This window comes from Amycolatopsis benzoatilytica AK 16/65, from assembly GCF_000383915.1.
Taxonomy (GTDB): domain Bacteria; phylum Actinomycetota; class Actinomycetes; order Mycobacteriales; family Pseudonocardiaceae; genus Amycolatopsis; species Amycolatopsis benzoatilytica.
The window spans coordinates 3,891,997-3,915,869 of record NZ_KB912942.1; the positions used below are offsets into that span (position 1 = coordinate 3,891,997).

The 23,873-nt window shown below is 70.7% G+C and carries 25 protein-coding genes and 1 pseudogene; 17 read left to right on the forward strand and 9 right to left on the reverse strand.

Annotation, left to right across the window (positions count from 1 at the left end):
- Positions 1-36 precede the first annotated feature (36 nt).
- Positions 37-405, reverse strand: coding sequence for a VOC family protein (locus AMYBE_RS0117735; RefSeq protein ID WP_020660735.1), 369 nt, complete (start codon positions 403-405; stop codon positions 37-39).
- A 62-nt stretch (positions 406-467) separates the two neighbouring features.
- Here AMYBE_RS0117735 and AMYBE_RS0117740 point away from each other — a divergent pair, with 62 nt between their 5' ends.
- The gene (locus AMYBE_RS0117740; RefSeq protein ID WP_020660736.1) at positions 468-920 is read left to right on the forward strand and encodes a MarR family winged helix-turn-helix transcriptional regulator; all 453 of its coding nucleotides are present in this window, start codon (positions 468-470) and stop codon (positions 918-920) included.
- Between the two features lie 175 nt (positions 921-1,095).
- Here the strand turns inward: AMYBE_RS0117740 and AMYBE_RS0117745 are convergent, their stop codons facing one another.
- Both AMYBE_RS0117745 and AMYBE_RS0117750 read right to left on the reverse strand, forming a co-directional pair.
- On the reverse strand, positions 1,096-1,725 hold the full coding sequence (locus AMYBE_RS0117745; protein ID WP_020660737.1) for a CoA transferase subunit B: 630 nt from the start codon (positions 1,723-1,725) through the stop codon (positions 1,096-1,098).
- Positions 1,722-2,432: a CoA transferase subunit A gene (locus AMYBE_RS0117750; RefSeq protein WP_020660738.1), complete on the reverse strand. Its 711-nt coding sequence runs from the start codon at positions 2,430-2,432 to the stop codon at positions 1,722-1,724. Before AMYBE_RS0117750 ends, AMYBE_RS0117745 begins: the two co-directional genes overlap by 4 nt.
- 156 nt (positions 2,433-2,588) lie before the next feature.
- On the opposite strand from AMYBE_RS0117750, the gene AMYBE_RS0117755 reads away from it, so the two are divergent.
- Positions 2,589-3,356, forward strand: coding sequence for an IclR family transcriptional regulator (locus AMYBE_RS0117755; protein WP_020660739.1), 768 nt, complete (start codon positions 2,589-2,591; stop codon positions 3,354-3,356).
- Between the two features lie 169 nt (positions 3,357-3,525).
- Here the strand turns inward: AMYBE_RS0117755 and AMYBE_RS0117760 are convergent, their stop codons facing one another.
- Complete coding sequence (locus tag AMYBE_RS0117760) at positions 3,526-3,897, reverse strand: winged helix-turn-helix transcriptional regulator (protein ID WP_020660740.1); 372 nt, start codon at positions 3,895-3,897, stop codon at positions 3,526-3,528.
- A gap of 146 nt (positions 3,898-4,043) precedes the next feature.
- On the opposite strand from AMYBE_RS0117760, the gene AMYBE_RS0117765 reads away from it, so the two are divergent.
- From AMYBE_RS0117765 to AMYBE_RS0117780, 4 genes are read left to right on the forward strand one after another with little or no spacing between them, the layout of a single operon-like run.
- A complete protein-coding gene (locus AMYBE_RS0117765; RefSeq protein ID WP_027927762.1) occupies positions 4,044-4,442 on the forward strand; it encodes a hypothetical protein in 399 nt (132 codons plus the stop codon).
- Positions 4,439-4,621, forward strand: coding sequence for a hypothetical protein (locus tag AMYBE_RS0117770; protein WP_020660742.1), 183 nt, complete (start codon positions 4,439-4,441; stop codon positions 4,619-4,621). The genes AMYBE_RS0117765 and AMYBE_RS0117770 overlap by 4 nt, the downstream gene beginning before the upstream one ends.
- A gap of 51 nt (positions 4,622-4,672) precedes the next feature.
- Positions 4,673-5,353, forward strand: coding sequence for a response regulator transcription factor (locus tag AMYBE_RS0117775; protein ID WP_027927763.1), 681 nt, complete (start codon positions 4,673-4,675; stop codon positions 5,351-5,353).
- Complete coding sequence (locus AMYBE_RS0117780) at positions 5,350-6,711, forward strand: sensor histidine kinase (protein ID WP_020660744.1); 1,362 nt, start codon at positions 5,350-5,352, stop codon at positions 6,709-6,711. Before AMYBE_RS0117775 ends, AMYBE_RS0117780 begins: the two co-directional genes overlap by 4 nt.
- 219 nt (positions 6,712-6,930) lie before the next feature.
- Here the strand turns inward: AMYBE_RS0117780 and AMYBE_RS0117785 are convergent, their stop codons facing one another.
- Together AMYBE_RS0117785 and dprE2 are read right to left on the reverse strand one after the other, a co-directional pair.
- Positions 6,931-8,184 (reverse strand): LCP family protein, encoded by a 1,254-nt coding sequence (locus tag AMYBE_RS0117785; RefSeq protein ID WP_020660745.1) that lies wholly within the window; start codon positions 8,182-8,184, stop codon positions 6,931-6,933.
- 197 nt (positions 8,185-8,381) lie between these two features.
- Complete coding sequence (dprE2, locus tag AMYBE_RS0117790) at positions 8,382-9,125, reverse strand: decaprenylphospho-beta-D-erythro-pentofuranosid-2-ulose 2-reductase (RefSeq protein WP_027927764.1); 744 nt, start codon at positions 9,123-9,125, stop codon at positions 8,382-8,384.
- A gap of 91 nt (positions 9,126-9,216) precedes the next feature.
- On the opposite strand from dprE2, the gene AMYBE_RS0117795 reads away from it, so the two are divergent.
- Genes AMYBE_RS0117795 through AMYBE_RS0117805 form a run of 3 tightly spaced genes read left to right on the forward strand, consistent with a single transcriptional unit; the run spans position 9,217 to position 12,420 of the window.
- Positions 9,217-9,825, forward strand: a complete 609-nt coding sequence (locus AMYBE_RS0117795) for a TetR/AcrR family transcriptional regulator (protein WP_020660747.1) — start codon at positions 9,217-9,219, stop codon at positions 9,823-9,825.
- 34 nt (positions 9,826-9,859) lie between these two features.
- Positions 9,860-11,419: an MDR family MFS transporter gene (locus tag AMYBE_RS0117800; RefSeq protein ID WP_020660748.1), complete on the forward strand. Its 1,560-nt coding sequence runs from the start codon at positions 9,860-9,862 to the stop codon at positions 11,417-11,419.
- 14 nt (positions 11,420-11,433) lie between these two features.
- Positions 11,434-12,420: an RNA polymerase subunit sigma-70 gene (locus AMYBE_RS0117805; protein WP_020660749.1), complete on the forward strand. Its 987-nt coding sequence runs from the start codon at positions 11,434-11,436 to the stop codon at positions 12,418-12,420.
- Between the two features lie 195 nt (positions 12,421-12,615).
- Here the strand turns inward: AMYBE_RS0117805 and AMYBE_RS0117810 are convergent, their stop codons facing one another.
- On the reverse strand, positions 12,616-12,885 hold the full coding sequence (locus AMYBE_RS0117810) for a WhiB family transcriptional regulator (protein ID WP_020660750.1): 270 nt from the start codon (positions 12,883-12,885) through the stop codon (positions 12,616-12,618).
- A gap of 431 nt (positions 12,886-13,316) precedes the next feature.
- On the opposite strand from AMYBE_RS0117810, the pseudogene AMYBE_RS46185 reads away from it, so the two are divergent.
- Together AMYBE_RS46185 and shbA are read left to right on the forward strand one after the other, a co-directional pair.
- Positions 13,317-13,709: pseudogene (locus tag AMYBE_RS46185) on the forward strand (sigma factor-like helix-turn-helix DNA-binding protein); the annotation flags it as partial.
- 168 nt (positions 13,710-13,877) lie between these two features.
- Complete coding sequence (gene shbA, locus AMYBE_RS46190) at positions 13,878-14,441, forward strand: RNA polymerase sigma factor ShbA (protein WP_034288751.1); 564 nt, start codon at positions 13,878-13,880, stop codon at positions 14,439-14,441.
- A 139-nt stretch (positions 14,442-14,580) separates the two neighbouring features.
- On the opposite strand, the gene AMYBE_RS0117820 is transcribed toward shbA, so the two are convergent.
- Positions 14,581-15,453 carry a LysR substrate-binding domain-containing protein gene (locus AMYBE_RS0117820; RefSeq protein ID WP_020660752.1) on the reverse strand — a complete coding sequence of 291 codons (873 nt, stop codon included), beginning with the start codon at positions 15,451-15,453 and terminating at the stop codon, positions 14,581-14,583.
- 97 nt (positions 15,454-15,550) lie between these two features.
- On the opposite strand from AMYBE_RS0117820, the gene AMYBE_RS0117830 reads away from it, so the two are divergent.
- Complete coding sequence (locus AMYBE_RS0117830; RefSeq protein WP_020660754.1) at positions 15,551-16,573, forward strand: bile acid:sodium symporter family protein; 1,023 nt, start codon at positions 15,551-15,553, stop codon at positions 16,571-16,573.
- 144 nt (positions 16,574-16,717) lie between these two features.
- On the opposite strand, the gene AMYBE_RS0117835 is transcribed toward AMYBE_RS0117830, so the two are convergent.
- Positions 16,718-17,152, reverse strand: a complete 435-nt coding sequence (locus tag AMYBE_RS0117835; RefSeq protein WP_020660755.1) for a VOC family protein — start codon at positions 17,150-17,152, stop codon at positions 16,718-16,720.
- A 404-nt stretch (positions 17,153-17,556) separates the two neighbouring features.
- Here AMYBE_RS0117835 and AMYBE_RS0117840 point away from each other — a divergent pair, with 404 nt between their 5' ends.
- The 5 genes from AMYBE_RS0117840 (at position 17,557) to AMYBE_RS45800 (ending at position 23,868) form a co-directional block, all read left to right on the forward strand.
- A complete protein-coding gene (locus AMYBE_RS0117840; protein WP_020660756.1) occupies positions 17,557-18,105 on the forward strand; it encodes a DUF1062 domain-containing protein in 549 nt (182 codons plus the stop codon).
- A gap of 887 nt (positions 18,106-18,992) precedes the next feature.
- Entirely contained in the window at positions 18,993-19,331 is a 339-nt protein-coding gene (locus tag AMYBE_RS0117850) for a WXG100 family type VII secretion target (protein ID WP_020660758.1), read from the forward strand.
- A 31-nt stretch (positions 19,332-19,362) separates the two neighbouring features.
- Positions 19,363-19,656, forward strand: a complete 294-nt coding sequence (locus tag AMYBE_RS0117855) for a WXG100 family type VII secretion target (RefSeq protein WP_020660759.1) — start codon at positions 19,363-19,365, stop codon at positions 19,654-19,656.
- Positions 19,657-19,719: 63 nt separating this feature from the next.
- Positions 19,720-20,262, forward strand: a complete 543-nt coding sequence (locus AMYBE_RS0117860) for a hypothetical protein (protein ID WP_020660760.1) — start codon at positions 19,720-19,722, stop codon at positions 20,260-20,262.
- 45 nt (positions 20,263-20,307) lie between these two features.
- Entirely contained in the window at positions 20,308-23,868 is a 3,561-nt protein-coding gene (locus AMYBE_RS45800) for a hypothetical protein (RefSeq protein ID WP_027927767.1), read from the forward strand.
- Positions 23,869-23,873 lie beyond the last annotated feature (5 nt).

Below are 23,873 nucleotides of genomic sequence, written 5' to 3' on the forward strand. Positions count from 1 at the left end.
GGCAGCGGCCGGGGAGCCCCTGCTGCGGTCCGTTGCTCAGCTGCGGTCGTGCAGCGTCACGTGGTACCCGTCCGGGTCGGCGAAGGTGAACGTCCGGCCGAAGGGGCCGTCGATCGGCGCGGACACGATCCGGTGCCCGTCGGCGGCCAGCGCGTCGTGAATGCCCTGGACGTCGGTGGCATGCAGCCAGATCGCGGCGCCGATGCCTGGCTGGGCGACGGACGCGAGATCGGTGCCGGGAATGACCTCGCGCAACGCGAACGCGATCGGCTTCGTCTCGAAGACGACCGCGTGCGGCGGTCCGGCCGGCGAGCGGACGAGACCGAGGTACTGCTCGTAGAACGCTTGCGACGCATCGAGGTCACGCGCCTGGAACGAGACGAAGTCGGGGCCGGTGGCGGGCATGGCGGCAATCCTTTCGTTGTGTCAGATTACTGACACGAGCCACCTTATGTCAGAATGCTGACATGAGTCAAGACGGGCCCGGAGTCGACCTGACGACCTCGCTGGGCTACCTGCTGAAGGAAGCTTCGAGCGCCCTCCGCGCAGCCATGGAGGAGGTGCTGCGGCCGCTGGGCATGAACGTGACGCACTACTCGTGCCTGGAACTGCTCGCACAACGTCCGGGACTGTCCAACTCCGAACTGGCCCGCGGCGCGTTCGTGACCCGGCAAACAATGAATGTCCTGCTCCAGGCCCTGGAACGGGACGGCTTCGTCACCCGGCCGGCGGAAGCCCCGGTCGGAAAGGCCCTCCCCGCAAGACTCACCCCGCGCGGACGGCGAAGCCTGGAAAAGGCGACCGCAGCAGTCCGATCGGTGGAAATCAGAATGCTGTCCGGCCTGACCGAAACCGAACAGCAAGCCGCCACCCGCATCCTCCGCAGCATGATTCGCTCACTGCACGACGACCCCGCATAGCTCCACCGCACGAGCACCCAGGTCAGCCAGCCCCGCCCAGCGTCTCGATCCGAAACCGCTCATCATGGTTCGAGCCGGGCCGGCAAGGCATCTTTCCCGCCTCGCCAACCCGGCTCGAACCACAGCGACATTCAGGCTTCCGGGCGCCCGGCCGCGACCACGGCCCGGGAACACCTCACACGGCCACCGGAGCCCCGGTCTTCTCCAGGACCTCCTCGACAGAGACCCCCGGCGCAGTCTTCACCAAGCGCAACCCGTCCTCGGTCACGTCCAGCACCGCGAGATTGGTGATGATCCGGCTGACCACCCCGACCCCGGTCAACGGCAGCGTGCACTTCTCCACGATCTTCGGAGTCCCGTCCTTGGCGGTGTGATCGGTGATCACCACCACCCGGCGCGCCCCGGCGACCAGGTCCATCGCCCCGCCCATCCCCTTGACCAGCGCACCGGGAACAGTCCAGTTGGCCAGGTCCCCGTTAGCCCCGACCTGCAACGCGCCCAGCAGCGCCAGGTCGATGTGCCCGCCCCGGATCATCGCGAACGACTCCGCCGAGTCGAACAGACTCGCCCCCGGCTGCAGCGTCACCGTCTGCTTCCCGGCATTGACGAGATCCGGGTCCTCCTCGCCTTCCCACGGGAACGGCCCGAGCCCGAGGATCCCGTTCTCGCTGTGCAACGTGACGTGCACGCCGTCGGGCAGGTGATTGGCGACCTGGGTCGGAATCCCGATGCCGAGATTCACGTAATCGCCGTCGCGCAATTCGAGCGCGGCGACCGCGGCCATTTCGTCCCGGTTCCAGCTCACGCCGACGCCTCCTCACGCACCCGCACGGTCCGCTTCTCGATCTGCTTTTCCCGCGCCACGGCCTGAATCAGCCGCTGCACGTAAATCCCCGGCGTCACGATCCGCTCCGGGTCCAGGTACTCGTCCGAGATCTCCTCGGCCTCGACCAGCGACACCTTCCCGCAGGTGGCCACCAGCGGGTTGAAGTTGCGCGAGGCGTACCGGTAGATCAGGTTCCCGGCCGGATCGGCCACGTACGCGTGCACCAGCGAAAGATCGGCCACGATCCCGCGCTCCTGCACGTAGGTGACGCCGTCGAACTCGGCGTGCGGCTTGCCCTCGGCGATCGGCGTGCCGACCCCGGACCGGGTGTAGAACGCCGGGATTCCGGCGCCGCCGGCCCGCATCCGCTCGGCGAGCGTGCCCTGCGGGGTGAACTCGACCTCGACCGTCCCGTCGAGGTACTGCTGCGCGAACAGCTTGTTCTCCCCGACGTAGGAGGCGATGACGCGGCGGACCTGCTGGTTCTCCAGCAGGATCCCGAGCCCGGCTCCGTCGACTCCCATGTTGTTCGAGACGATCGTCAGGTCGCGCACGCCCGAATCCCGGACCGCCTCGATGAGGTCGTTGGGGTTCCCGGTGAGGCCGAAGCCCCCGACCGCGATCGTCTGCCCGTCCTCGAGCAGCCCGTCGAGGGCCTCCGCGGCGCTGCGGTACTTCGTCGGCACGGCATCCTCTCCACTTCGTCCGTTGAGTGGTCAGCTCCCGCATCGAACCCAGCGCAGGGGAAACCGGTCAACCGACACGCCGGGTTCCCTGATAAACCTCTCGCGCACCGAACACCCGCGGCCGATGCGTTCACTGAGCGGACGTACCCTCGATGCGTGCACACCTCGCCTCCGGACCACGTCGTCGGCCGGGTGTCCGCGGTCCTGCGCGCATTGTCCACCCGTCGCGACGGAGCGTCGACTTCCGAGCTGGCCCGCCAGTGCGGCCTGGCCCGGCCGACCGTGCACCGGCTGCTCGCCACGCTGGCCGCGGAGGGGTACGTGGACCGCGACCGGCAGAGCGGGCGTTGGTACCTGGGTCCGGAGCTGTACCTGCTGGGCGAAGCCGCCGCGCCGCGCTACGACGTCACGCAGCAGGCCCGCGCGAGCGTCCACCGGCTGGCCGCGGCCACCGGGGAGAGCGCGTTCTTCTCCGCCCGCCGCGGCGACGAGACGGTCTGCCTGCTGCGCGAGGACGGCGACTTCCCGATCCGGTCCTTCGTGCTCTACGAGGGCGCGCGGTTCCCGCTGGGCGTCGTTTCGGCCGGGCTGGTGGTGCTGTCGATGCTGCCGGACCGCGAGGTCGAGGCGTACCTGTCGGCGGTGGACCTGACCGCGAAATGGGGCACGGCACACCGAGCGGAGGCAGTGCGGGCGCGGATCGCGCGGACGCGGGAGGATGGGTACTCGACCAATCCGGGCCTGGTGGTCGAGGGAAGCTGGGGAATGGCGGCGGCGGTGTTCACCCCGTCCGGCGAGCCGGCCTGGGCGTTGACGCTGACCGGGGTGGAGTCGCGGTTCCGGGAGGAACGGCGAGCCGAGCTGGGCGCGTTGCTGCTCAAGGAGGCGCATACGCTGACGAACGTGCTCCGGCAGCCTTCGTGACTGGCGATGTCGAGTTCAGGACAGTGCATCGCACGCACCCAATGTGGCATTCGGTGCATCGCACGCACCCAATGTGGCATTCGGTGCATCGCACGCACCCAATGTGGCATTCGGTGCATCGCACGCACCCAATGTGGCATTGGGGTCCGGTCAGCTGCGGGGCGCGCGATCAGGAAGCGGTGGCCGCGTTCCCGGCGTCGTAAGCCGCCCGCGCCGCCGTCACCTGGTCCATGTTGCGGCGGGCCCAATGGTCCAGCAGTTCCAGCGGTTCGGACAGGTTCCGCCCCAGCTGGGTCAGTTCGTATTCGACCTTCGGCGGGATCACCGGGTACGCGGTGCGGATCAGGATGCCATCGCGGACCAGGCTGCGCAGCGTCTGCGTGAGCACCTTCTGCGAGATGCCGTCGACGCGCTTGCCGATCTCGGTGAACCGCAGCGGGCCGTCCACCAGGGCCCCGACGATCAGGACCGTCCACTGGTCGCCGATCCGGTCGAGCAGCTGACGGGTCGGGCAGTCGCGGTCGTACGGATTTCCCAGCACGGCGTCCTCCTCGCTTTCTCCCGGAGAGTAACACTCCGCCGGGTCACCGGGGTTTACCGAACCCGAACACTCAGCCCACACCGCTCGTACACCCGGGCGCGACCGTGAACCGGGAAGAGGAAAACACCGAACGGGAGGACGCGACCATGCGAACCACGAGGCGACTGGCCCTGGCGGGCTGCGGCATCGCGACCGGACTGCTGATCGCCGCGCCGATCGCCAGCGCCGACACGCAGGCTCCGGCGCCCGCGCCGATCACGCTGAGCCCGCAAGAGGCGCAGCAGGTCTGCACGGTCTGGGTGCCGAAGCTGCGCAAGCAGGCCCAAAATCTGACGAACCGGATCAACGGCGGACCGGAGGTCGCCGGATCGCTCGCGAATCTCAAGGCCCGGGCGAACGACGCGCGCACGAAGGGGCGCACCGCGGAGGCAGACCGGCTGCAGAAGCGAGCGGACAAGCGGCAGAGCCAGGTCGGCCAGCTGGCCGGCGCGGCAAAGCAGCTCGACTCGTTCGCTTCGGCGCACTGCCAGGCGGCTCCGAAGTGAGGCGGTTCGTCGCGGCGGCCGCGGTCGTCGCGCTGGCCGGGCTCGGCTGCGCCGCGTGCGACAACGGCTCGACGCCGGCCTCGTCCGGCACCGGCGCCGCGGCGCCCGGTGATCTGAGCGGCGTCCAGTCGACACTCCAGTCCATCGAGAACGACATGGCGGGCGACGGTTCGAAATGACGCGCGTACCGTTTCCTCCGACGTAGCCCGCTGGAGAAACCGGGAGCCCGCATGGGGTCAGCTGGCCGCGGTCTCGTCCTCGTAGTGGAGGACGAGACCGCGATCGCCGAGCTCGCCGCGCTGTATCTGCGGCGCGACGGGTTCGGCGTAGCGGTCGAGCCGGACGGCGCGAAAGCGCTCGCCGAGATCCGCCGGCTGCGGCCGGTGGCCGTGGTGCTCGACATCGGACTGTCCGGAATGGACGGCATTGAGATCTGCCGGGCCTTGCGCGCGGCAGGCGACTGGACGCCGGTGCTGTTCGTCACCGCGCGCGACGACGAGCTGGATCGCTTGCTGGGACTGGAAATCGGCGCGGACGACTACCTCACCAAGCCGTTCAGCCCGCGCGAGCTCGCCGCCCGCGTCCGGACCGTGCTGCGCCGGGCGTCCGGCGGTCCGGTCTCCGCGCTGGCCTGCGCAGGAGTGCGGATCGACGTGGCCAGCCGCCGGGCCTGGGCCGGGGAGGCCGAGGTCGTGCTCACTTCCACCGAGTTCGACCTGCTCGCCTACCTGCTGCGCCACCCCGGTCAGGTGCTGTCGCGCGACCAGCTGCTCAGCGCGGTCTGGGGCTACGCCGCGGCGGCCGGCACCCGCACCGTCGACGTGCATGTCGCGCAGCTGCGGGCGAAACTCGGCGCGGAAAGTCCCATTCGGACAGTCCGGGGCATCGGGTACGCGGCGGACGCCGGATGAAAACCACCCTGGCGCTCCGGATCACCGTGGTCTGCCTGGCGGTCGCCGGCATCGCGGTGCTCGTCGCCGGGCTGGTCGCGTCCCGGCTGGTGCGCAGCACCGCGGATTCGGTGCTGCAGCAGTCGTTGCGAGCCCAGGCCGACGTCGTCGCCGGGCAGCTCGACGACACCGGCATCGGCAGCCGGCTGGCGATCGGCAAGGTCGCCGCTGTCGTGCGGGGGCAAGGGATCGAGGTCGTCGTGCACCGGATCACCGGGCAGAACACCGGCCAGGCCACCGCACTGCACGCCGCCGAACAAGCCGGGCTTACGTCCGGTGCGGACCATTCGGCCCGGGTCGCCGTCGGGGATCTCGACTACCTGGTGGAGGTCCGGACGGTCGGCACGCAAGCCGCGTTCGCGCTCGTCCAGCCGGTGCGCAGCGCCGAGGCGACGCAACGGGCGCTTGTGCGCAACATCCTGCTCGCACTGGGCATCGGCCTGCTCGTGGCGGCCGCCGCCGGGTACGTTTCCGGACGGCTCCTCGGCCGCCCGCTCCGCCGTGCCGCCGCCGCGGCCGGCAGTCTGAGCGCCGGAAGACGGGACGTGCGCGTGCCGGTCGAAGGGCCCGCGGAGGTCGCGCAGGTCGCCGGGTCGCTGAACGAACTGGCCGACGCGCTCGCCCGCAGCGAGGCGCGGCAACGGGAATTCCTGCTGTCGGTGTCGCACGAACTTCGCACCCCGCTGACCGCGGTGACCGGTTTCTCCGAAGCGATCGCCGATGGCGTCGCCGAAGGAGCGGACGCGCGGCACGCAGGCGCGACGATTCACCGCGAAGCGCTGCGACTGGAGCGGCTGGTGTCCGATCTGCTCGAACTCGCCCGGCTCGGCGCCGACGAATTCCGGCTCGACCTGGGGCCGCTCGATCTCACCGCACTGGTCCGGGATTGCGCCGAGGTGTGGCAACTGCGGTGCGCGCGGGAGAACGTCCGGCTGACGGTCGAGGTGCCGCCCGCGCCGACGATGGCGACGGCCGACGCGCGTCGGCTGCATCAGGTGGTGGACGGGTTGGCGGAGAACGCCTTGCGGGTCACCCCGGCGGGCGCGCCCATCGTGTTCGCACTGGAGGTGACGCAGGGCCAGGCCCGGCTGTCGGTCCGCGACGGCGGCCCGGGGCTGGCGGCCGAGGACTATCCGGTGGCCTTCGAGCGAGGAGTGCTGAACGCGCGGTACCGCGACCGGCGGCCGGTGGGTTCCGGGATCGGGTTGGCGCTGGCGCACGGTCTGGTGACGCGGATGGGCGGAACGCTGACCGCCGGGCCGGCGGCGGAGGGCGGGGCCGCGTTCACTATCGGGCTGCCGGTCGAGGGAGCGGGGTGACCGGCGGGGCTGACCGGGCCAGTGCGGCGGATACTTCGATCGACGAGGCAGAAAGTGTTGCCGTGGGCGAAGAAATCCGGAGCTGCGCACCCGCCGCGCTCAGCTCCCGCACCCTCCGCCCTATCGGGCCTCAGCTCGCGCGCCCTCGCGCCGCAGTCGTGAGCGCGACCGCATTGCCCTACCGGGCCTCAGCTCCCGCGCCCACCGCCCAGGCGGGCCTCAGTTCACGCAACCGCTGGCCGTGGTCATCTTCGGCTGTGCCGGAGTGCCCGCCGGAGGGGTCGACGAGGTCGGTGTGGACGACGTGGTCGCCGCGATCGGGCGGACGCCGCCCTCGCGGGTCGCGGACGAGGCCGACGGCTGGACGCTCCCCGAATCCGGCGCCTCGCCCGAGGCGGCCGCTTCCGGCGAGCTGATCTGCGTCTGCACGAACGCCTTGACCTGCGCCGGGTCCACCTTCACCGCGTCCCCGTCGGCCGGGGTGGCCAGCGACAGGCTCTGCACCGGAATCGTCACGAAGCCGATCGAGCCCGCGCTCAGGCCGTGCAGCTGCTGCGCGAAGCCCAGCAGGCTCCACCCGTGGTCCAGCGTCACCGCGCCTTCCAGCGCGTCCACCAAGGCGGACAGCCGGGCCGGGTCGGTGAAGGTGCCGGAATCGAGGACGCTCCGCGCCATCGCGGACATGAATGCCTGCTGCCTCGCGATGCGATCCAGGTCGCCGTTGGGCAGTCCGTGCCGCTGGCGGACGAAAGCCAGCGCCTGCGCGCCTGAGATGGTCTGCTCACCGGCCGGGAAGTTCGCGCCGGAGTACGAATCGTGCACCGGCGCCTTCAAACACACCTGCACGCCGCCGACCGCCTGGCTCAGCGCGTCGAAGCCGGCGAGATTCACCGCGGCGTAGTGGTTGATGGTGAGGCCGGTGAGATTCTGGACCGCGGCGATCGCGGACTTCGCACCTTCGGCGTCGGCCGCCGTTTCCAGCTGCGGGCCGCTCAGGCCCTGCTGGGCCATTTTTCCTCGAGCGTCGGCGCGGGCGCGGCTGTAGGCCGAATTGATCTTGTGCTTGCCGTAGCCCGGAATGTCCACATAGGAGTCCCGCGGGATGGAGATCGCGGTGGCGGCCGCGCCGCCCGCCGGGACGTGCACCACGATCATCGTGTCCGTGGTGTTGCCGCCGTCCTCGGTGCTTCCGGCGTGCAACGCGTCGAGCACGTTCTGTGGCAACGGATTGCCGTTCGCGTCGGTGCGCGAATCGAGGCCGACCAGCAGAATGTTCTGCGCGACGGTCAACGGCTGCCCGGCCGGCGCGTCCGGAACCTGTGCCGTGGGGTCGATGACGTCCGCTGTGGCGAGCTTCGTGTCGATCCGGTGCAGTTGCGTCCAGGCGAACCCGGTGGCCCCCAGCACCAGCGCCGACACGACGCCCAGCACAGCGCGGCCGCCGACGCGGCGGCCCCTGGACGTGAGCAGCACGGCTGGTTCCTCGCTTCCCCGCGGGATCGGATTTCGACCCCGCCTTCGAGGATCACCGCGTTAGCTGGGAAAAGCCTGAGAAACCTGTCGCGAAGATGTGATGCTGCCCGTTCGGCCGAGTGTCGGTGGACACACCGTGACCGGTGTTCACGTCCGCCGCGACAGCCGGTGCCCCTTCAGACACAGGGAGTTCGGGATCAGCGCGGCATCCGGCGCCACACCGCGCGCGGCACGAATCGCATCGCCGCGAACACCGGGCGCAGCACCGCGGGCACCCACACGACGGCGCGCCCGCGCCGCAGCGCGCGGACCGTCGCGTCGGCGACCTGGTCCGCGGTGCTGGAAAACGGTGCGGGCGACATGCCTTCGGTCATCCGGCCGATCACGAAGCCGGGCCGCACCAGCAGCAACCGGACACCGGTGCCGTGCAACGCGTCCGCCAGGCCGGACGCGAACCCGTCGAGACCGGCTTTCGCCGAGCCGTACACGTAGTTCGCGCGCCGCACCCGGATCCCGGCGACCGAGGAGAACACGACGATGCTTCCGGCCCCTTGGGCCCGCAGCAGTTCCGCCGTGTGAGTGAGCACCGACACCTGAGCGACGTAATCGGTGTGCACGATCGCGGTGGCGTGCGCGGCATCCGCCTCCGCCCGCGCCTGGTCGCCGAGAATGCCGAAGGCCAGCACCACGATCTCCAGCGGTCCGTGCTCCGCGAGCACCCGGTCGAGCAGCGGACGGTGCGCGGAGAGGTCGTCGGCGTCGAACTCCTCGATCGCCACCGTCTCCGCGCCTGCGTCTCGCAACGCGGCCGCCTGCTCCCCCAGGTCCGCCCCGGGCCGGGCGGCCAGCACGAACCGCCGCGCACCGCCGCGGGCCAGCCGCACGGCCACCGCCGTTCCGATTTCACTGCGTCCGCCGAGTACCAGCACAGTTCCGCTCACAGCCGGTGATTCTGCCAGCCCGCTCCGCGACGCGAATCACTTCACGAACTGCAACTTTGCAGACTCTGCAAGATTTTGTTACGCTAGCCGCATGCCCCCTCCCGGACTGCGCGAGCGCAAGAAGCTCGAAACCCACCGCACCATCGCTCTCGCGGCACTGCGGCTGGTCGACGAACATGGCCTGGACCGGGTAACCGTCGACGACATCGCGGCCGCGGCAGGTGTCTCCACTCGCACGTTCTTCAACTACTTCGCGTCCAAAGAGGACGCAGTGCTGATCGCGTACGCGGATCACGCAGAGCGAGCCGCGCGGACCATCGACCGGTTCGCCGCGCAACCGGCCGGGCTCGGCACCTTCGCCGCGCTGGTCGCGACCATGCGCGAGGAGATGGCCGAGATCGAGCAGAACGAGGCCGAATGGCTGGCCCGGCTGCGCATCGTCCAGGACGATCCGGCGCTGATGAGCCGCGCGACCGCGCTCAGCTCCCCGTCCCGCGAGCCGATGGTCCAGGCGATTGCCCGGCGCAGCGGCACCGACCCAGAGCAGGACCTCTACCCGTCGCTGGTGCTGGCCGTCCTGGGCGGGGTGCTCAACACCGCCCTCGGCCGCTGGTCCGCACTCGACGGCGCCCGGCCGCTGCACGCGCTCTTCGACGAGGCCGTCGCCATCGCCGCCGCCGGCCTGCCCGACCCGAGCTGAACCTCCTCCCCCTTCGAGTCCGGAAAGGACTGTCATGTCTTTGTCGACCGCGGATTCCCCGGCGACCGCCTCCCCGCCGATGACCCACCGGCAGGTACTGCAGGCGATGTCCGGCCTGATGATGGGCATCTTCGTCGCGATCCTGGCGTCCACTGTGGTCGCGAACGCGCTGCCGCGGATCGTTTCCGAACTGGGCGGCAGCCAGTCGTCCTACACCTGGGTGGTCACCACCGAACTGCTCGCGATGACCGCGACCGTGCCGCTCTGGGGCAAGCTTTCCGACCTGTACAACAAGAAACTGCTGATCCAGCTGTCGCTCGGGCTGTTCGTGGTCGGCTCGCTGGTGGCCGGGCTCGCGCAGAACATCGACATCCTCATCCTCAGCCGGATCGCCCAGGGCGTCGGCGGCGGCGGGCTGACCGCGCTCGCTCAGGTGATCATGGCGGCCATCGTGTCGCCGCGCGAACTCGGCAAGTTCTCCGGCGTCTTCGGCGCGGTCTTCGCGGTCGGCACGGTGGCCGGGCCGCTGATCGGCGGCGTGCTGGTGGACACCTCCTGGCTCGGCTGGCGCTGGTGTTTCTTCCTCGGCGTGCCGTTCGCGCTGGCGGCGATCCTGCTGCTGCAGCGCACGCTGGACCTGCCGACGCAGCGCCGCGAGGTGCAGGTGGACTACCTCGGCGCGTTCCTGATCATGCTCGGCGTGTCGACGCTGCTGGTGTGGTCGTCGCTGGCCGGATCGACGTTCGCCTGGGCCTCCTGGCAGACCGCGGCGCTGGTGCCGGCGGGCGTGCTGGTGCTGGTGCTCGCGGTGTGGGTGGAGTCGAAGGTGCCCGAACCGGTCGTGCCGCTCGGGCTGTTCCGCAACCGCACGGTCTCGCTGGCGACCGTCGCGAGCTTCCTGGTCGGCGTCGCGATGTTCGGCGGCACGGTGTTCCTGTCGCAGTACTTCCAGCTGTCGCTGGGCAAATCGCCGACGGTGGCCGGGCTGCTGAGCCTGCCGATGATCTTCGGCCTGCTGGTGTCGTCCACCGTGTCCGGCCAGCTGATCAGCCGTACCGGCAAGTGGAAGCCGTTCCTGCTGCTCGGCTCGGTGCTGATGGCCGCCGGGCTCGGCCTGCTCGGGCTGATCGACGCGCACACCTCGGTGCTGGAGCTGAGCCTGTTCATGCTGGTGCTCGGCGTTGGCGTGGGGATGCTCAACCAGAACCTGGTGCTGGTGGCGCAGAATGACGTTCCGGCGCAGGATCTCGGCGCGGCGACGTCGACGCTGTCCTTCTTCCGCAGCCTGGGCGGCTCGATCGGGGTCAGCGCGCTCGGCGCGGTGCTGGCCAGCCGGGTCGGCACGCTGATCTCCGACGGGCTCGGCCCGGCCGCGGCCGCCGCCTCGGGCAACGGCGGGAAGGTGCCGGATCTGTCGCTGCTGCCCGCGCCGGTGGTGACGGTGATCCGCGAGGCGTACGGCGTCGCGACAAGCGACCTGTTCCTGATCTGCGCTCCGATCGCCCTGCTGGTCACGGTCGCGGTGGCGTTCCTGAGGCACCTGCCGCTGAAGACGCAGAGCGGTCTGGAACGACTGGCGGACGAGGCCGCCTGAGCTACCGTGGCCCGGTGACCAGCGACGCGGAGTTCTCCGCCGCGCTCGAACGGCACCGCCGCGAGATCCGGGTGCACTGCTACCGGATGAGCGGCTCGTTCGAGGAGGCCGAGGACCTCACCCAGGAGGCGTTTCTCCGGGCTTGGAAAGGCCGTTCCGGCTTCGCCGGCCGGGCGAGCGTCCGGACCTGGCTGTACCGCATCGCCACCAACGTCTGTCTCGACGCGCTCGCCCGGCGGCCCGGACGCGTCCTGCCGGACGAGCTCGGACCGGCAGGCGACCCGGTCGGCTCGCCGCGCGCGCTCGACGTGCCGTGGCTCAGCCCGTTCCCCGACCTGCTGCTCGACCCCGCGGCACCGGACGACACCGGTGCCGCGGTCGTCGAGCGGGAGACCATCGAACTGGCTTTTCTCGCCACGATCCAGCTGCTGCCGCCGCGCCAGCGGGCCGCGCTGATCTTGCGCGACGTGCTCGACTGGTCCGCAAAGGACACTGCCGAACTGCTCGGCGCTTCGGTCGCCTCGGCGAACAGCGCGCTGCAACGGGCGCGGGAGACGTTGCGGACCCGGTTGCCGGCCCGGCGGGACGAATGGTCCGCGCCGGAGACCACCACCGCCGAGGAAGCGGCGCTGCTGCGGAAGTTCATCGCGGCTTACGAATCCGCGGACGTGCAGGCGGTCGCCGCGGTGCTGAGCGAGGACGCGCGCGCGGTGATGCCGCCGTACTCGTTGTGGTTCGACAGCCGCGAACGGATCCTCGGCGCGCTCCGGCCGAGCTTCGATCCCGCGTCGCCGCACTTCCGGGGCAGTTTCCGGATGGTGCCGGTGCGCGCGAACCGGCAGCTCGCGGTCGCCGGCTACCTGCGGCGGCCGGGCGAATCGGTGCACCGTGCGTTCGGCGTCACCGTGCTCACCGTACGCAATGGGCTGGTCACCGCGATGGCGGCGTTCGAAACAGCGGCATTGGCCCCGTACGGGCTCGCCGAAACGTTCGAAGAATAAACGCTGGGCGATCGAGAACTCACCCGGCGTCGTTTGCCTGGCCCCTCCCGGCGTCAGCGCGAAGTAAAAATGCCCGGGCGGTGATCGCATTCGCGATCACCGCCCGGGCGGTCCACCGAGTTCCGGGCTGTTCAGCCGGCCGTGGCGGGGAAACTTCTTTGCCTTCGCCGCCGGGAAATGGTCACCGGCACGCGGTCAGGCGACTCGATGCTGTGCGGCGGCGGAGCCGGTGCGAACCAGCTTCCGGCGCTCCAGCTCGGTGGTTCCCCCGAAGATCCCGTTGCCGAGACCGTTGTCGAGAGCATAGGAAAGGCATTCCGCGCGGACCGGGCATCGTGCGCAGACCGCCTTGGCCTTCGCGACCTGCTGCGCCCCGGGTCCCATGTCGGAAATCGGGAAGAACAGTTCCGGGTCCTCGTCCTGGCACGCCGCGCGGGCAAGCCAGCTGGTGGCCGTGAGTTCCATTGTTGCTTTTCACCTCCTGTCCTCATTGTCGAACCGTGGTCAACCGACTTCTCCGCGCGCACAAGCCACTGTGCTTCGAGAAGGTGTTCGGTGGCTTTCGGCCGAACCGCCCCGCATCACGCGGACCGGGGGGCGACCGGTTTTCCAAGCTACCACCGATCACCGGCCGTGCGCGATATTTCGATTCACCTCACATCGCAGACGCGGTTGGCCCGCTGTCGTGCTAAGCCGCCGCCGGCCCCGCTCGCCGGTGCCGCCGAGCCCAAAATTTTGCTTACCCGGCAAGGGTTCCCGGTAAACCCAGCCCGCCCGCCCGGCCTCCCGGTGAGGTTCGCCCGTCCGGCGAACTCACAGTCACGCACGGTGCCGTGATCGGATCGTTACATCCGGGAGTTCGTCCACTGCACCTGTTTCGACGGGAGGGGGTGCACATGGCGGGCTTCGACGGGTTCTTCCGGGGCGATTTCCCGCGGCTGGTGGCGTTCCTGTGCACCGGCGGCGTCGGGCCGGGTGCGGCGCGCAGGGCCGCGGTGGCCGCATTCGTGCACGCGACCGGAACGTGGCCGCCGCACGGCGACCCGCGGGCGGCGGTCCGGCTGACCGCACTCCGGCTCGCCGCGGAAGAAGCGTGGTTCGAGGCACCGCCGGACCACCGGCTGGCAGCGGTCGTGGAACGGAACGCCCTCGGGGTCGAGCTGCTCGCGACGCTGCCGGAAACCCAGCGGACGGTGCTGTCCTGGTCTTTGGACGGGTTCCCGCCTGCCGCGATCGCCGCGGCACTTGGCATGGCAGGCACCACGGTCCGCTCCAACCTTCGGCACGCCCGGGAAAGGCTCCGGCATCGGCTCGGCCTGGCCGACCGCGACGAAGCTCTGCGGTCGGCGCTGCACGAAGCCGGAACCGCGCTGGTCAGCGCGCTGGCCGCGGCGCTGGACGTGGAAGACGCGCTGAGCCAGCTGAAAGCCGAGGCGAGCACACTGGCCGCGCCGCGCCTGCCGGCCGAACGCCTCGGCTACGACGGCCAGGTGCGCGCGGCCGTCGAGGGCGACCGCACGGCAGCGGAGGAACTGCTCGCCGCGGTCCGGCCGCTGGTCGTGCGCTACTGCCAGGCCCGGATAGGCAGGACGGAAGCGCTTTCGTCAGCGGACGACGTGGTCCAGGAGATCTGCCTGGCACTGCTCGCCGCACTGCCCGGCTACCGGCACCAGGGGCGGCCCTTCCTGGCCTTCGTCTACGGAATCGCCCAGCACAAGGTCGCGGACGCGCACCGGGCGACCGCACGCAACCGGGCCGAGCCGATGGCCGAACTGCCGGAATCGCCGGACCCCTCCGCCGGCCCGGAGCAACAGCTGCTGCGGACGGAGCTGAACGACCGGCTGACCCGGCTGCTGGAGGTGTTGCCGGAGCGACAGCGGGAAATCGTGCTGCTGCGCGTCGTGCTCGGACTGTCCGCGGAGGACACCGCGGTCACCGTCGGCTCGACACCGGGCGCGGTGCGGGTCGCACAGCACCGGGCGCTGCAACGGCTGCGGGCGGCGGTCGAGCGGCAAGCCTGATGACCCGGCAGCTCTGCTGACGCGGCGGGATTCTGGCGCGGTGGCCGTGAAGGGCCCCTTCACGGACTCAGATTCCCTCAAGGGGCCCTTCACGGACACAAGGCGCAGCCGGAACCTTGCCGACCATCTGCGGCAGCGCTCAGCCGTCGGCGCCGAATCCGCCGGGCTCGGCACCGACTTGCGCGACCACGAACTCCGCCAGCGCCGCCACCGGACCCTCCCCGCCGTCGCGGGACAGCAGCACGAAGTCGACCTCGCCCGGATCCGGCAGTCCCAGCTCCGCGGGCAGCTCCAGCAGATCCGCCGGCACCAGGTTCCGCGCGTGCACGGTGATCCCCAGCCCGGCGGCCGCCGCGGCGCGCAGGCCGGTGAGGCTCGACGTCAGGCAGGCCGCGCGCCATTCCAGGCCCGCCCGTTCCAGCGCCTCCACCGCCAACTGCCGCGTGACCGACGGCATCGGGTACTGCACCAGCGGCACTGGGTGACCGGGCAGCAGCTCGGTGGCCGCCGATCCGATCCACACCAGCGGTTCGCGGCGCAGCAGCCGCCCGGGCCCGGCCGCCTCCGGGCGGCGCTTGCCCAGCACCAGGTCGAGCCTCCCCTCGGCGATCCGGCGGGCCAGCACGTCGGACAGCTCCACGTGCAGCTCGACGTCCACCAGCGGGTGGCTTTCCCGCAACCGGCGCAGTACCCCGGGCAGTTCGCCGAGCGCGAAGTCCTCGGACACGCCGAACCGGACCCGGCCGCGTACCTGCGCACCGCGGAAGTGCCTGCTCGCGCGTTCCTCGGTGTCCACAATGGTCTGCGCGAAGCCGAGCATCGCCTGGCCGCGCGCGGTGAGATCGACCGCGTGCGTGTCGCGGGCGAAAAGCAGCCCGCCCGCTTCGGTCTCCAGCCGCCGGATGTGCTGGCTGACTGTGGGCTGGCCCACGCCGAGCCGCTTCGCCGCCGCGGTGAAGCTGCGGGTCTCCGCCACCGCGAGGAAGGAACGGCACAGCCGCGGGTCCAGCATGCGTCACATCTTATCGTCATCCACGATGGCAGTCAGTACGGTCATCGGGGTTCCGAATGACCGCGGCCCGTCGGAGAATAGCCGGGAAAGGAGCTCCATGACCACCGTGCTCGCCTCGCTCTCCCGTCCCGTCTCGACGCTGCTGGCCAAGCTGCGGATCGACCCGTTCATCGCCGCGATCCTCGCCACCGTGGGAGTGGCGTCGCTGCTGCCCGCCTCCGGCGCGGTCGCGACCGGGTTCGGGCTCGCGTCGAAGATCGCCGTCGGGCTGCTGTTCTTCCTTTACGGCGCACGGCTTTCCAGCCAGGAAGCGATCGAGGGGATGCGGCACTGGCGGCTGCACGTCACGGTGCTGGCCGCCACCTTCGTGGTGTTCCCGCTGCTGGGCCTGGCCGCGTCGTTCCTCTCCCCCGGCCTGCTGACCTCGCCGCTCTACACCGGCGTCCTGTTCCTCTGCCTGCTGCCCTCGACGGTCCAGTCGTCGATCGCGTTCACCTCGATCGCGAAGGGCAATGTCGCGGCGGCGATCTGCAGCGCGTCGGTGTCGAACCTGCTCGGCATCGTCGCGACCCCGCTGCTGGTCGCGCTCCTGCTGGCCGCCGACGGGCCGGGGGTGAGCGGATCCGCGGTGCTGGACATCGTGCTGCAGCTGCTGGTCCCGTTCGTCGCCGGCCAGTTCGCCCGCCGCTGGATCGGCGAGTGGGTGAAGCAGCACGCCGCGCCGCTGAAGCTGGTCGACCGCGGCTCGATCCTGCTGGTGGTGTACACCGCGTTCAGCGAGGGGATGACCGAAGGCATCTGGCACACACTCGACCTCGGCCCGCTGCTGGTCCTGGTCGCGGTCTGCTGCGTCCTGCTGGCCGCGGTGCTCGGCATCACGAGCGGAGGCGCGCGGCTGCTGGGGTTCGACCGCGCGGACCGGATCACGATCGTGTTCTGCGGGTCGAAGAAGAGCCTCGCGAGCGGCCTGCCGATGGCGACGGTGCTGTTCGGGCACGCCCAGGTAGGGCTCATCGTGCTGCCGCTGATGCTGTTCCACCAGATCCAGCTGATCGTGTGCGCCGCGATGGCCCGCCGGTACGCGCGGCAGGAGCCGGCCGAACTGGTCGCGGTCGGCTGAGCTGATCCCGGCCAGCCAAGCTGGTCGCGGTCAGCCGAGCTGGTCGCGGTCAGCCGAGCCGATTCCAACCAGCCGAGCTGATACCGGCCGGCGAAGCACGGCGACCGGGTTCCGGGCCGCCGTGCTCAGTCCGGGCTCAGCCCCTCAGTCGAGGCAGAACTCGTTGCCCTCGATGTCCTGCATGTTGATGCACGATTCGTTCTGGTCGTCGGCCTCGAGCACCTGTGTCTGCACCGCGCCGAGCGCGACCAGCCGGTCGCTTTCGGCCCGCAGCGCGGCGAGGCGCTCCGCTCCGACCAGTCCGGTGGCGGCCCGCACGTCGAGATGCACCCGGTTCTTCGCGACCTTGCCCTCGGGCACCCGCTGGAAGTACAGCCGCGGCCCGGCTCCGGCCGGGTCGACGCAGGCCGCCGCGCTGCCCTGCGCCTCCGGCGGCAACGACTGGTCGAACTCCTCCCAGCTGGCGAATCCCGGCGGAGGCGGCGGGAAGACGTACCCCAGCACCTCGCACCAGAACGTGGCGACGCGCATCGGTTCCGCGCAGTCGAACGTGACTTGAACCTGTTTGACCGACCCCATCGGGCTACCTTATCCGTTCCGCCCCGGTCCGCGCCGCTGTGCCGGCGAGCCCGATCGCGTGGACCGGTCGGGCGCGCGAACTTCGCCGGCAGCGGCACGGTCAGCGGGACAGCGGGGTCCCGGGCCCGCCGCCGCGGTGACCAAGCACGTGGCCGCCTTCGCCAGCCCGGCCATCCCCCTGCGGCGGCGGGATGCTCGCCGGGCCGGATTGCCTGCACGCCTGGTCCGGCGAAAAACCGGTGGCCGCGCGGACCGGGGCGCGGCTACTGTCCGCCCGGACCTGTCCGGCAAGGCAAGGACGTGCCGTTGTACCTCGCGTGAGTCATCCCAACCCCTGACGCGCCGCGCACCTGCGCCGCGCTGTTTCGTGCTGCGGATTTTCTCACTGGGAACGGTGTACTTCTATGCTCTGTCATTGGACAGTCCTGCCCACCTGCCTTCCGCTCGTCCGCCGGCGCTGCCATGCGTGCGCGGCGGAGAAGTTCCGGGCGGACGGCAAGTTCCGGGTCAACGCCAACCACAAGCTCGTCGACGCGTGGCTGCTCGTGCTCTGCACCGGCTGCGGGGACACCGCGAAGCTCACGGTCTTCGAGCGAGCACGCGTCCGTTCGGTCCGGCCGGATCTGCTGGACCGGTTGCACCACAACGATCCCGGCCTCGCCGCCGACCTGCTCCAGGAGCCGGTTCTCCAGCGCCGGAACCGGGTTTCGCTCGACTGGTCCGGGGCCTGGCGGCTGGACACACACGGTTCGGACCACCTGGATCGCGAGGCGGTCGACGTCGAAGTCCGTTTCGAAGCCCGGATCCCGGTCCGGCCGGCGCGGCTGATCGCCGAAGGGTTCGGGCTTTCCCGCGGCGAGGTCGAGCGGCTGGTCGAAGACGGCAAGGCGGTGTCGGCGAGCCGGCTGACCGGCAAGGTGACCGGCGATTTCGCGTTCACGCTGAAACACTGACGCTCGGCGCGCAGCGTCCGCTCGTGCCCGCCGGCAACGCCGGGCGCGAGCGGACGCCATCTCCGGTCCACGTCAGACAGCTCCCGGATAGGCTCGTCATCAGAGTTCGCTCATAAGAGCAAATGGGCGCGACACTTCACGGCTGGTCGAAGCGACACGGTGTTGGACGCCCGCAGGATAAATCCGCGTCCGAGACAGAGTGCGAGTCGAGCTGTTTTTCTTGATATATCGGGACAACTGGATTCAAACGGCTGCGGTTACCCTCATCGACCAACAACCGATGATCCAGAAGTTCTGCACGTTTGAGCGATACCGCCGGCAACTCAAGTCGTGCACTGACTTTGCCGAGAAGTTCGTCGGCCCGCCGCCGACCATGCAGCTTCCGCGGCTGAACGGGCTAATCCGCAGGCAGACTCCGTCGCCGCGGGAACCCGCGAACGTCCCGTAGTCACGGAGATTCCCGGCCGACACCTCCGGGCGGCCACCAGCCCGGTCAGCCCACCGTCCAACTGCGACCGTCCGCAGTGGACGATGTTACGAGAAGTTCTCGCTTGGAAGACCGGCGGATCTCGGCCCGCCGCGCGCCCCGGGTGCGCTCGGGCACACCAGCGCGGACAAAGGGGCAAGGCCGCGTATCCACCGCGAACTGACGACGTTTCCGCAGCTCAGTGCCACCAGCGAGGGATGATCGGGCAGGCCGTTGCCCAGCCGTCCGCCCGCCGGTGTCCAGAAGGGAACACCTCGGCGACAACGCTTAACCGTCCACTTACGGTGAGTCCGCGGTCTCGCTCTGTTCTTCGTTCGGCCGGACGAAGAACACCTGCGGCGACGTCATGCGCCCCGGACGCCCGGGGCGCTCATTTGATAACCCGACCAGAGGAGAGAGCATGGCTTCGCAGGACGGCGCTCGCGTCGACACCACCGTCATGCGCAAGGGCGCGCAGACGATCACCGACACCGGGCAGAACATCACCGGGGTGAACCAGCGGGTGGACAGCACCATGCAGACGCTGTTCGGCACCTGGCGGTCCGACTCGGCCACGGTGTTCACCCAGGCCATGACCCAGTTCGACCAGACGGTCCGCAAGATCGTGCAGAAACTGGACCAGCTCGCGCAGAACGTCCAGACCTCGGCCAGCGAATACGACAGCCGCGACTCGGACAACACCTCCACCGCGCACAGCAACGCCGCCGTCATCGGCGGCGGCGGCCTGCAGGGCTTCTGATCCCCTTCCCTTCCCTCGAAAGGACGTTCCCATGGCTTTGGGCCAGTTCCAGATCAGCTTCGCCACGATGCAGGACACCGTCGGGCAGGCGAAGCAGCAGTCCGGGCAGATCACCGAGCTGCTGGACCAGATGAAGGCAGTGATCGAAGGCCAGCGCGAGAACTGGACCGGCGTCGCCGCCGACATGTTCCACGAGACCTACAACTACTGCCACCAGGCTGCGCTCACCCTTCCGCAGGCGCTGGACGCCGCCTCGCAGACCCTCGCGCAGATCAACGAGGGCACTTCGAACACCGAAGGCAACAACGCCAAGCGATTCGCCTAGCACCGACGCTGTCGTCCGCGGCGCCGTGCCGCGGACGAGAACGAGGAAGGAGGTTGAACGGGCATGGCTAATTCAGCTGCCAATCCTTACGGGCGGAGCGACAACCACACACAGACGTCGTCCGACGGCAAGTTCCACAGCCCCGGCGACCAGGCTCCGCCAGACGTGAACAACCAGTGGATCCCGCCCGGCGACGTCGGCACCGCGCCGCCGGTGCCCGGCGGTTCCGAACATCCCGGCAGGGGCGTCACCGCGGTCAACACCGAGGCGATGCGCACGTTCGCGAAGAACATGCAGACGCTCGCGGACGGGCCGCTCAAGGATCTCCCGGCGAAACTCGACGGGGTCCAGCTGAAGCCGGGCGTGTTCCTGACGGCGCACGACAAGATCGTCACGCCGATCCAGGGCACGAACATGCTGGTGGACAACACCCGCACCGCGATCCACGACCTGTGCAAGGCACTGGACGAGGTCGCGGACGCGGTCACCAAGGCGTCGAAGGCGTACGACAACGCCGACGAGGTCAACAAGATGTCGGCCGACGACTACAACCAGTACTTCAACACAGTCAGCGGCCACATCACCAGCGCCGGTCAGAAACCCTGACCGGCGGGCGGCGGTCTCTCCCGGGTTCGAAGCGATCGAGGAACGATGTCGGACGACAACAACACCCACGGGTTCACCTCGGATGACAACGGGGTCTGGCCGGACACCACCCAGACCGGGAACCAGAACTCCACCGGCGACCCGTCGAAGGATTTCGACGGGCTGACGTGGAAGCAGATCGAAGCGGCGATTCTGGGCGGCGGCTCGCTGTCCGGCGGCCAGGACAACCTGGACAAGGCCTACGGCAATGTCAACTGGCAGTCGCTTCAGGACGCGGCCGGGGTGTTTCAGGAGACGCAGCAGAACCTCGCGATGGTCGCTCAGTCCATTCAGGACCAGACCGCCGCCCTCGCCGGCCCGGACGGCCCGTGGAAGGGCGACGCCGCGGACAAGTTCAAGACCATGATGACCACGCTGGGCAACAAGTTCTCGGATCTGGCCGACCGGATCGGGGACGGCGGCGGGTCCAACAACGTGCCGACGAACCTGGTCAATGCCGCGGCGTATCTCAAGTGGGCGCAGGACACGATCCGCTACATCGACAGCTACTACGCCAGCCAGGTGCTGGCGCAGGGCAGCAAATACCACCTCAGCGACGGGCGCGCGTACATTTCGCAGTTCCCCGAAGCGGTCACGATGATGACCAACGACATGCGCAAGGTGGGCGGCCAGCTCGCGCAGAAGTACCACACCGTGCACGTCAACGAGGGCAAGACGACGCCGCCCCCGACTCCCGACTCGACGCCCCCGCCGCCGCCGACCCCGCCGCCTCCTCCCCCGCCCCCGCCGCCGCCGGCCGACCCGCCTCCTCCGCCGCCGGTCACCCCGCCCCCTCCGGCGGCGCCGCCTCCCCCGACCACGCCGCCCCCGCCTTCGCCGACGCCGCCGCCGGTGTCTCCCCCGCCGGTGTCTCCCCCGCCGGGCGGCGGGAGCACGCCGCCTCCGGTGAACGCCGCGTCGATCCCGCCGCCGCCCAACGGCGTCAACGGGCCCGAGGGCACCGGTCCCGGCGGGAACAGCACGCCCCCGCCGCTCAAGAACGCGGTCGTGCAGCCGCCGCCGGCCGACCTGAACGGCCTGGGCGGAAACAGCACGCCTCCGCCGCTTGCCAACGCTGCCATCCCGCCGCCTCCGGGCGACGCCACCGGGCCGGGCGGCGCTGGCCTCAACCCGCCGAACCTGCAGAACCCGCCGGGCGACGGCGGCGCGCAGGTGCCGCCGCCGATCACGCCCGCCGTCCTTCCGCCGCCCCCGGGCGACAGCAGTGCGGTCAAGCCGCCCGGCGGGTCGAACGGCGGCCTCAACCTGAAGCCCCCCGCGGTCTCGCCGCCGCCCGGCGGGTCGAACGGCGGGTCGAACGGCGGCCTCAACCTGAAGCCGCCGGCCATCTCGCCGCCGCCCGCCGGGCCGGGCAGCCTCGGCAGCACCGGCCCCGGCGGGTCCGGGCACGTGGCTCCGCCGTCGATCCCGGCACCGCCGGGCGCCAGCGGCAACCTGGCCGGCAACGCACTCAATCCGGCGCACCTGCCACCGGGCTTGAACCCGCCGTCGGACAAGACGCCGGGCGGTGCGGGCATGCCGATGATGCCGCCGGGCGGCAGCGGCGGCAGCGGGCTGAACTCCCCGTCGTCAGAACGGCCGGATTCCTCCGGACTGCTCGGCAACATCAAGGAGCCGTGGCTGAGCAACCCGCCCGACGGCATCGGCAACCCCAATGCGCACGGCGAAACGCCTCCGCTGCACTCTGCCGAGTGGGCGCCCCCGCCCGGCGCGAGCGGCGGAACCGGTCCTGGCAGCGTCAGCGGACCCGGCGGTGTCGGCGGTCCAGGCGACGTCAGCGGTCCGGGCGCGATCAAGGGCCTCGGCGAAAGCACCGTGCCGAAAATGCCCGAACCACCCGCCAGCCACGACCAGCAGCCGCTCCCGGCCACCCCGCCGATGATGCCGCCCGGCGGCATGGGCGGCGGCAGCGGACTCAACACCCCCGCCGCCGAACGCCCGGACTCCTCCGGACTGCTCGGCAACATCAAGGAGCCGTGGCTGAGCAACCCGCCCGACGGCATCGGCAACCCCAATGCGCACGGCGAAACGCCCCCGCTGCACTCTGCCGAGTGGGCGCCCCCGCCCGGCGCGAGCGGCGGAACCGGCCACGGACCCGGCAGCATCGGCGGTCCGGGCAGCATCGGCGGACCTGGCGACGTCGGAGACCCGGGCGCGATCAAGGGCCTCGGCGAAAGCACCGTGCCGAAAATGCCCGAACCACCCGCGAACCACGACCAGCAGCCGCTCCCGGCCGCCCCGCCGATGATGCCGCCCGGCGGCATGGGCGGCGGCAGCGGACTCAACACCCCCGCCGCCGAACGCCCGGACTCGGCCGGACTGCTCGGCAACATCAAGGAGCCGTGGACCGCCGCTGCCCCTGACGGCATCGGAGACCCGGCTGCATCGGGAGACACCCCGCCAAGCCATGCCGCCGAATGGGCGCCGTCGCCGGACGCCGCAGCGCCCGGCGAGGCGGTCAAGGGCCTCGGCGAAAGCACCGTGCCGAAAATGCCCGAACCACCCGCCAGCCACGACCAGCAGCCGCTCCCGGCCACCCCGCCGATGATGCCGCCCGGCGGCATGGGCGGTAGCAGCGGACTCAACACCCCCGCCGCCGAACGCCCGGACTCCTCCGGACTGCTCGGCAACATCAAGGAGCCCTGGGCCGCGGCCAGCCCCGTCGGCGTCGGAGACCCGGCCGCGCTCGGCGACACCCCGTCGAGCCAAGCCGCCGAATGGGCGCCGCCCGCCGACAACGGCAGCGAACCCCAGCCGGCCCCCGGCGTGCCGATGACGCCGCCCGGCGGCGGGGCGAACACGCCCGCCGCCGAGCGCCCGGACTCGGCCGGCTTGCTCGGTGCCATCCAAGAACCGTGGGCCGCGGACCTTCCGGAAAACATCGGGGATCCCGGCGCGCACGAAGGTGCGGCGCCGCTGCCGACGGCACCGTGGGCCGGACCGTCCAGGGTGGGCACTCCCGCCTCGGAATCCGCTAAGGACACTCCGGCTCCACCGGAAGCCGTGCATCTGCTGCCCGCCGGTGCCGACCCGTGGACCAGCGCCGGTGCCGAGGCCGGCTGGGGCACTGGCGCACAACCGGGCCGGGCCGCCACCGGGGAAACCGGCGATCCGGTGCGGGTCGCGGTGGTCCGGCCGCTGGGCACCGAGGACACCTCCGCCTGGGACGTCGGCACCGCCGAGTTCCTGCCCGGCCTCCTTCCCGTCCCGGCCGCGGCCGACGAGCGGGCCGAGGAGATCCGCACCGACTTCGTCGAGCGCAGCGACGAACCGTGGCAGCCGGCGGGCACCGGGGAACCGGTGCTGGGCACTTACCAGCGGGTCCGCGGCGCGACGGCGGAGATCCTCTCCGACGAGATGCCCACCTGCGGCGACCTGCCCGAACCGCTGCGGTCCGAAGCGGACGACGCGGGCGAGGGGGACGCGGCAGCCGCCGAGGAAGAACCCGAAGAGGAAGAAGAACGCACCATGGCCGACCTGCTGCAGCAGGACGACTCGGCCTGGGGCCGGGCGGCGAACCAGGGCTCCTCCGGGGTGCTCGAATGAGAAGG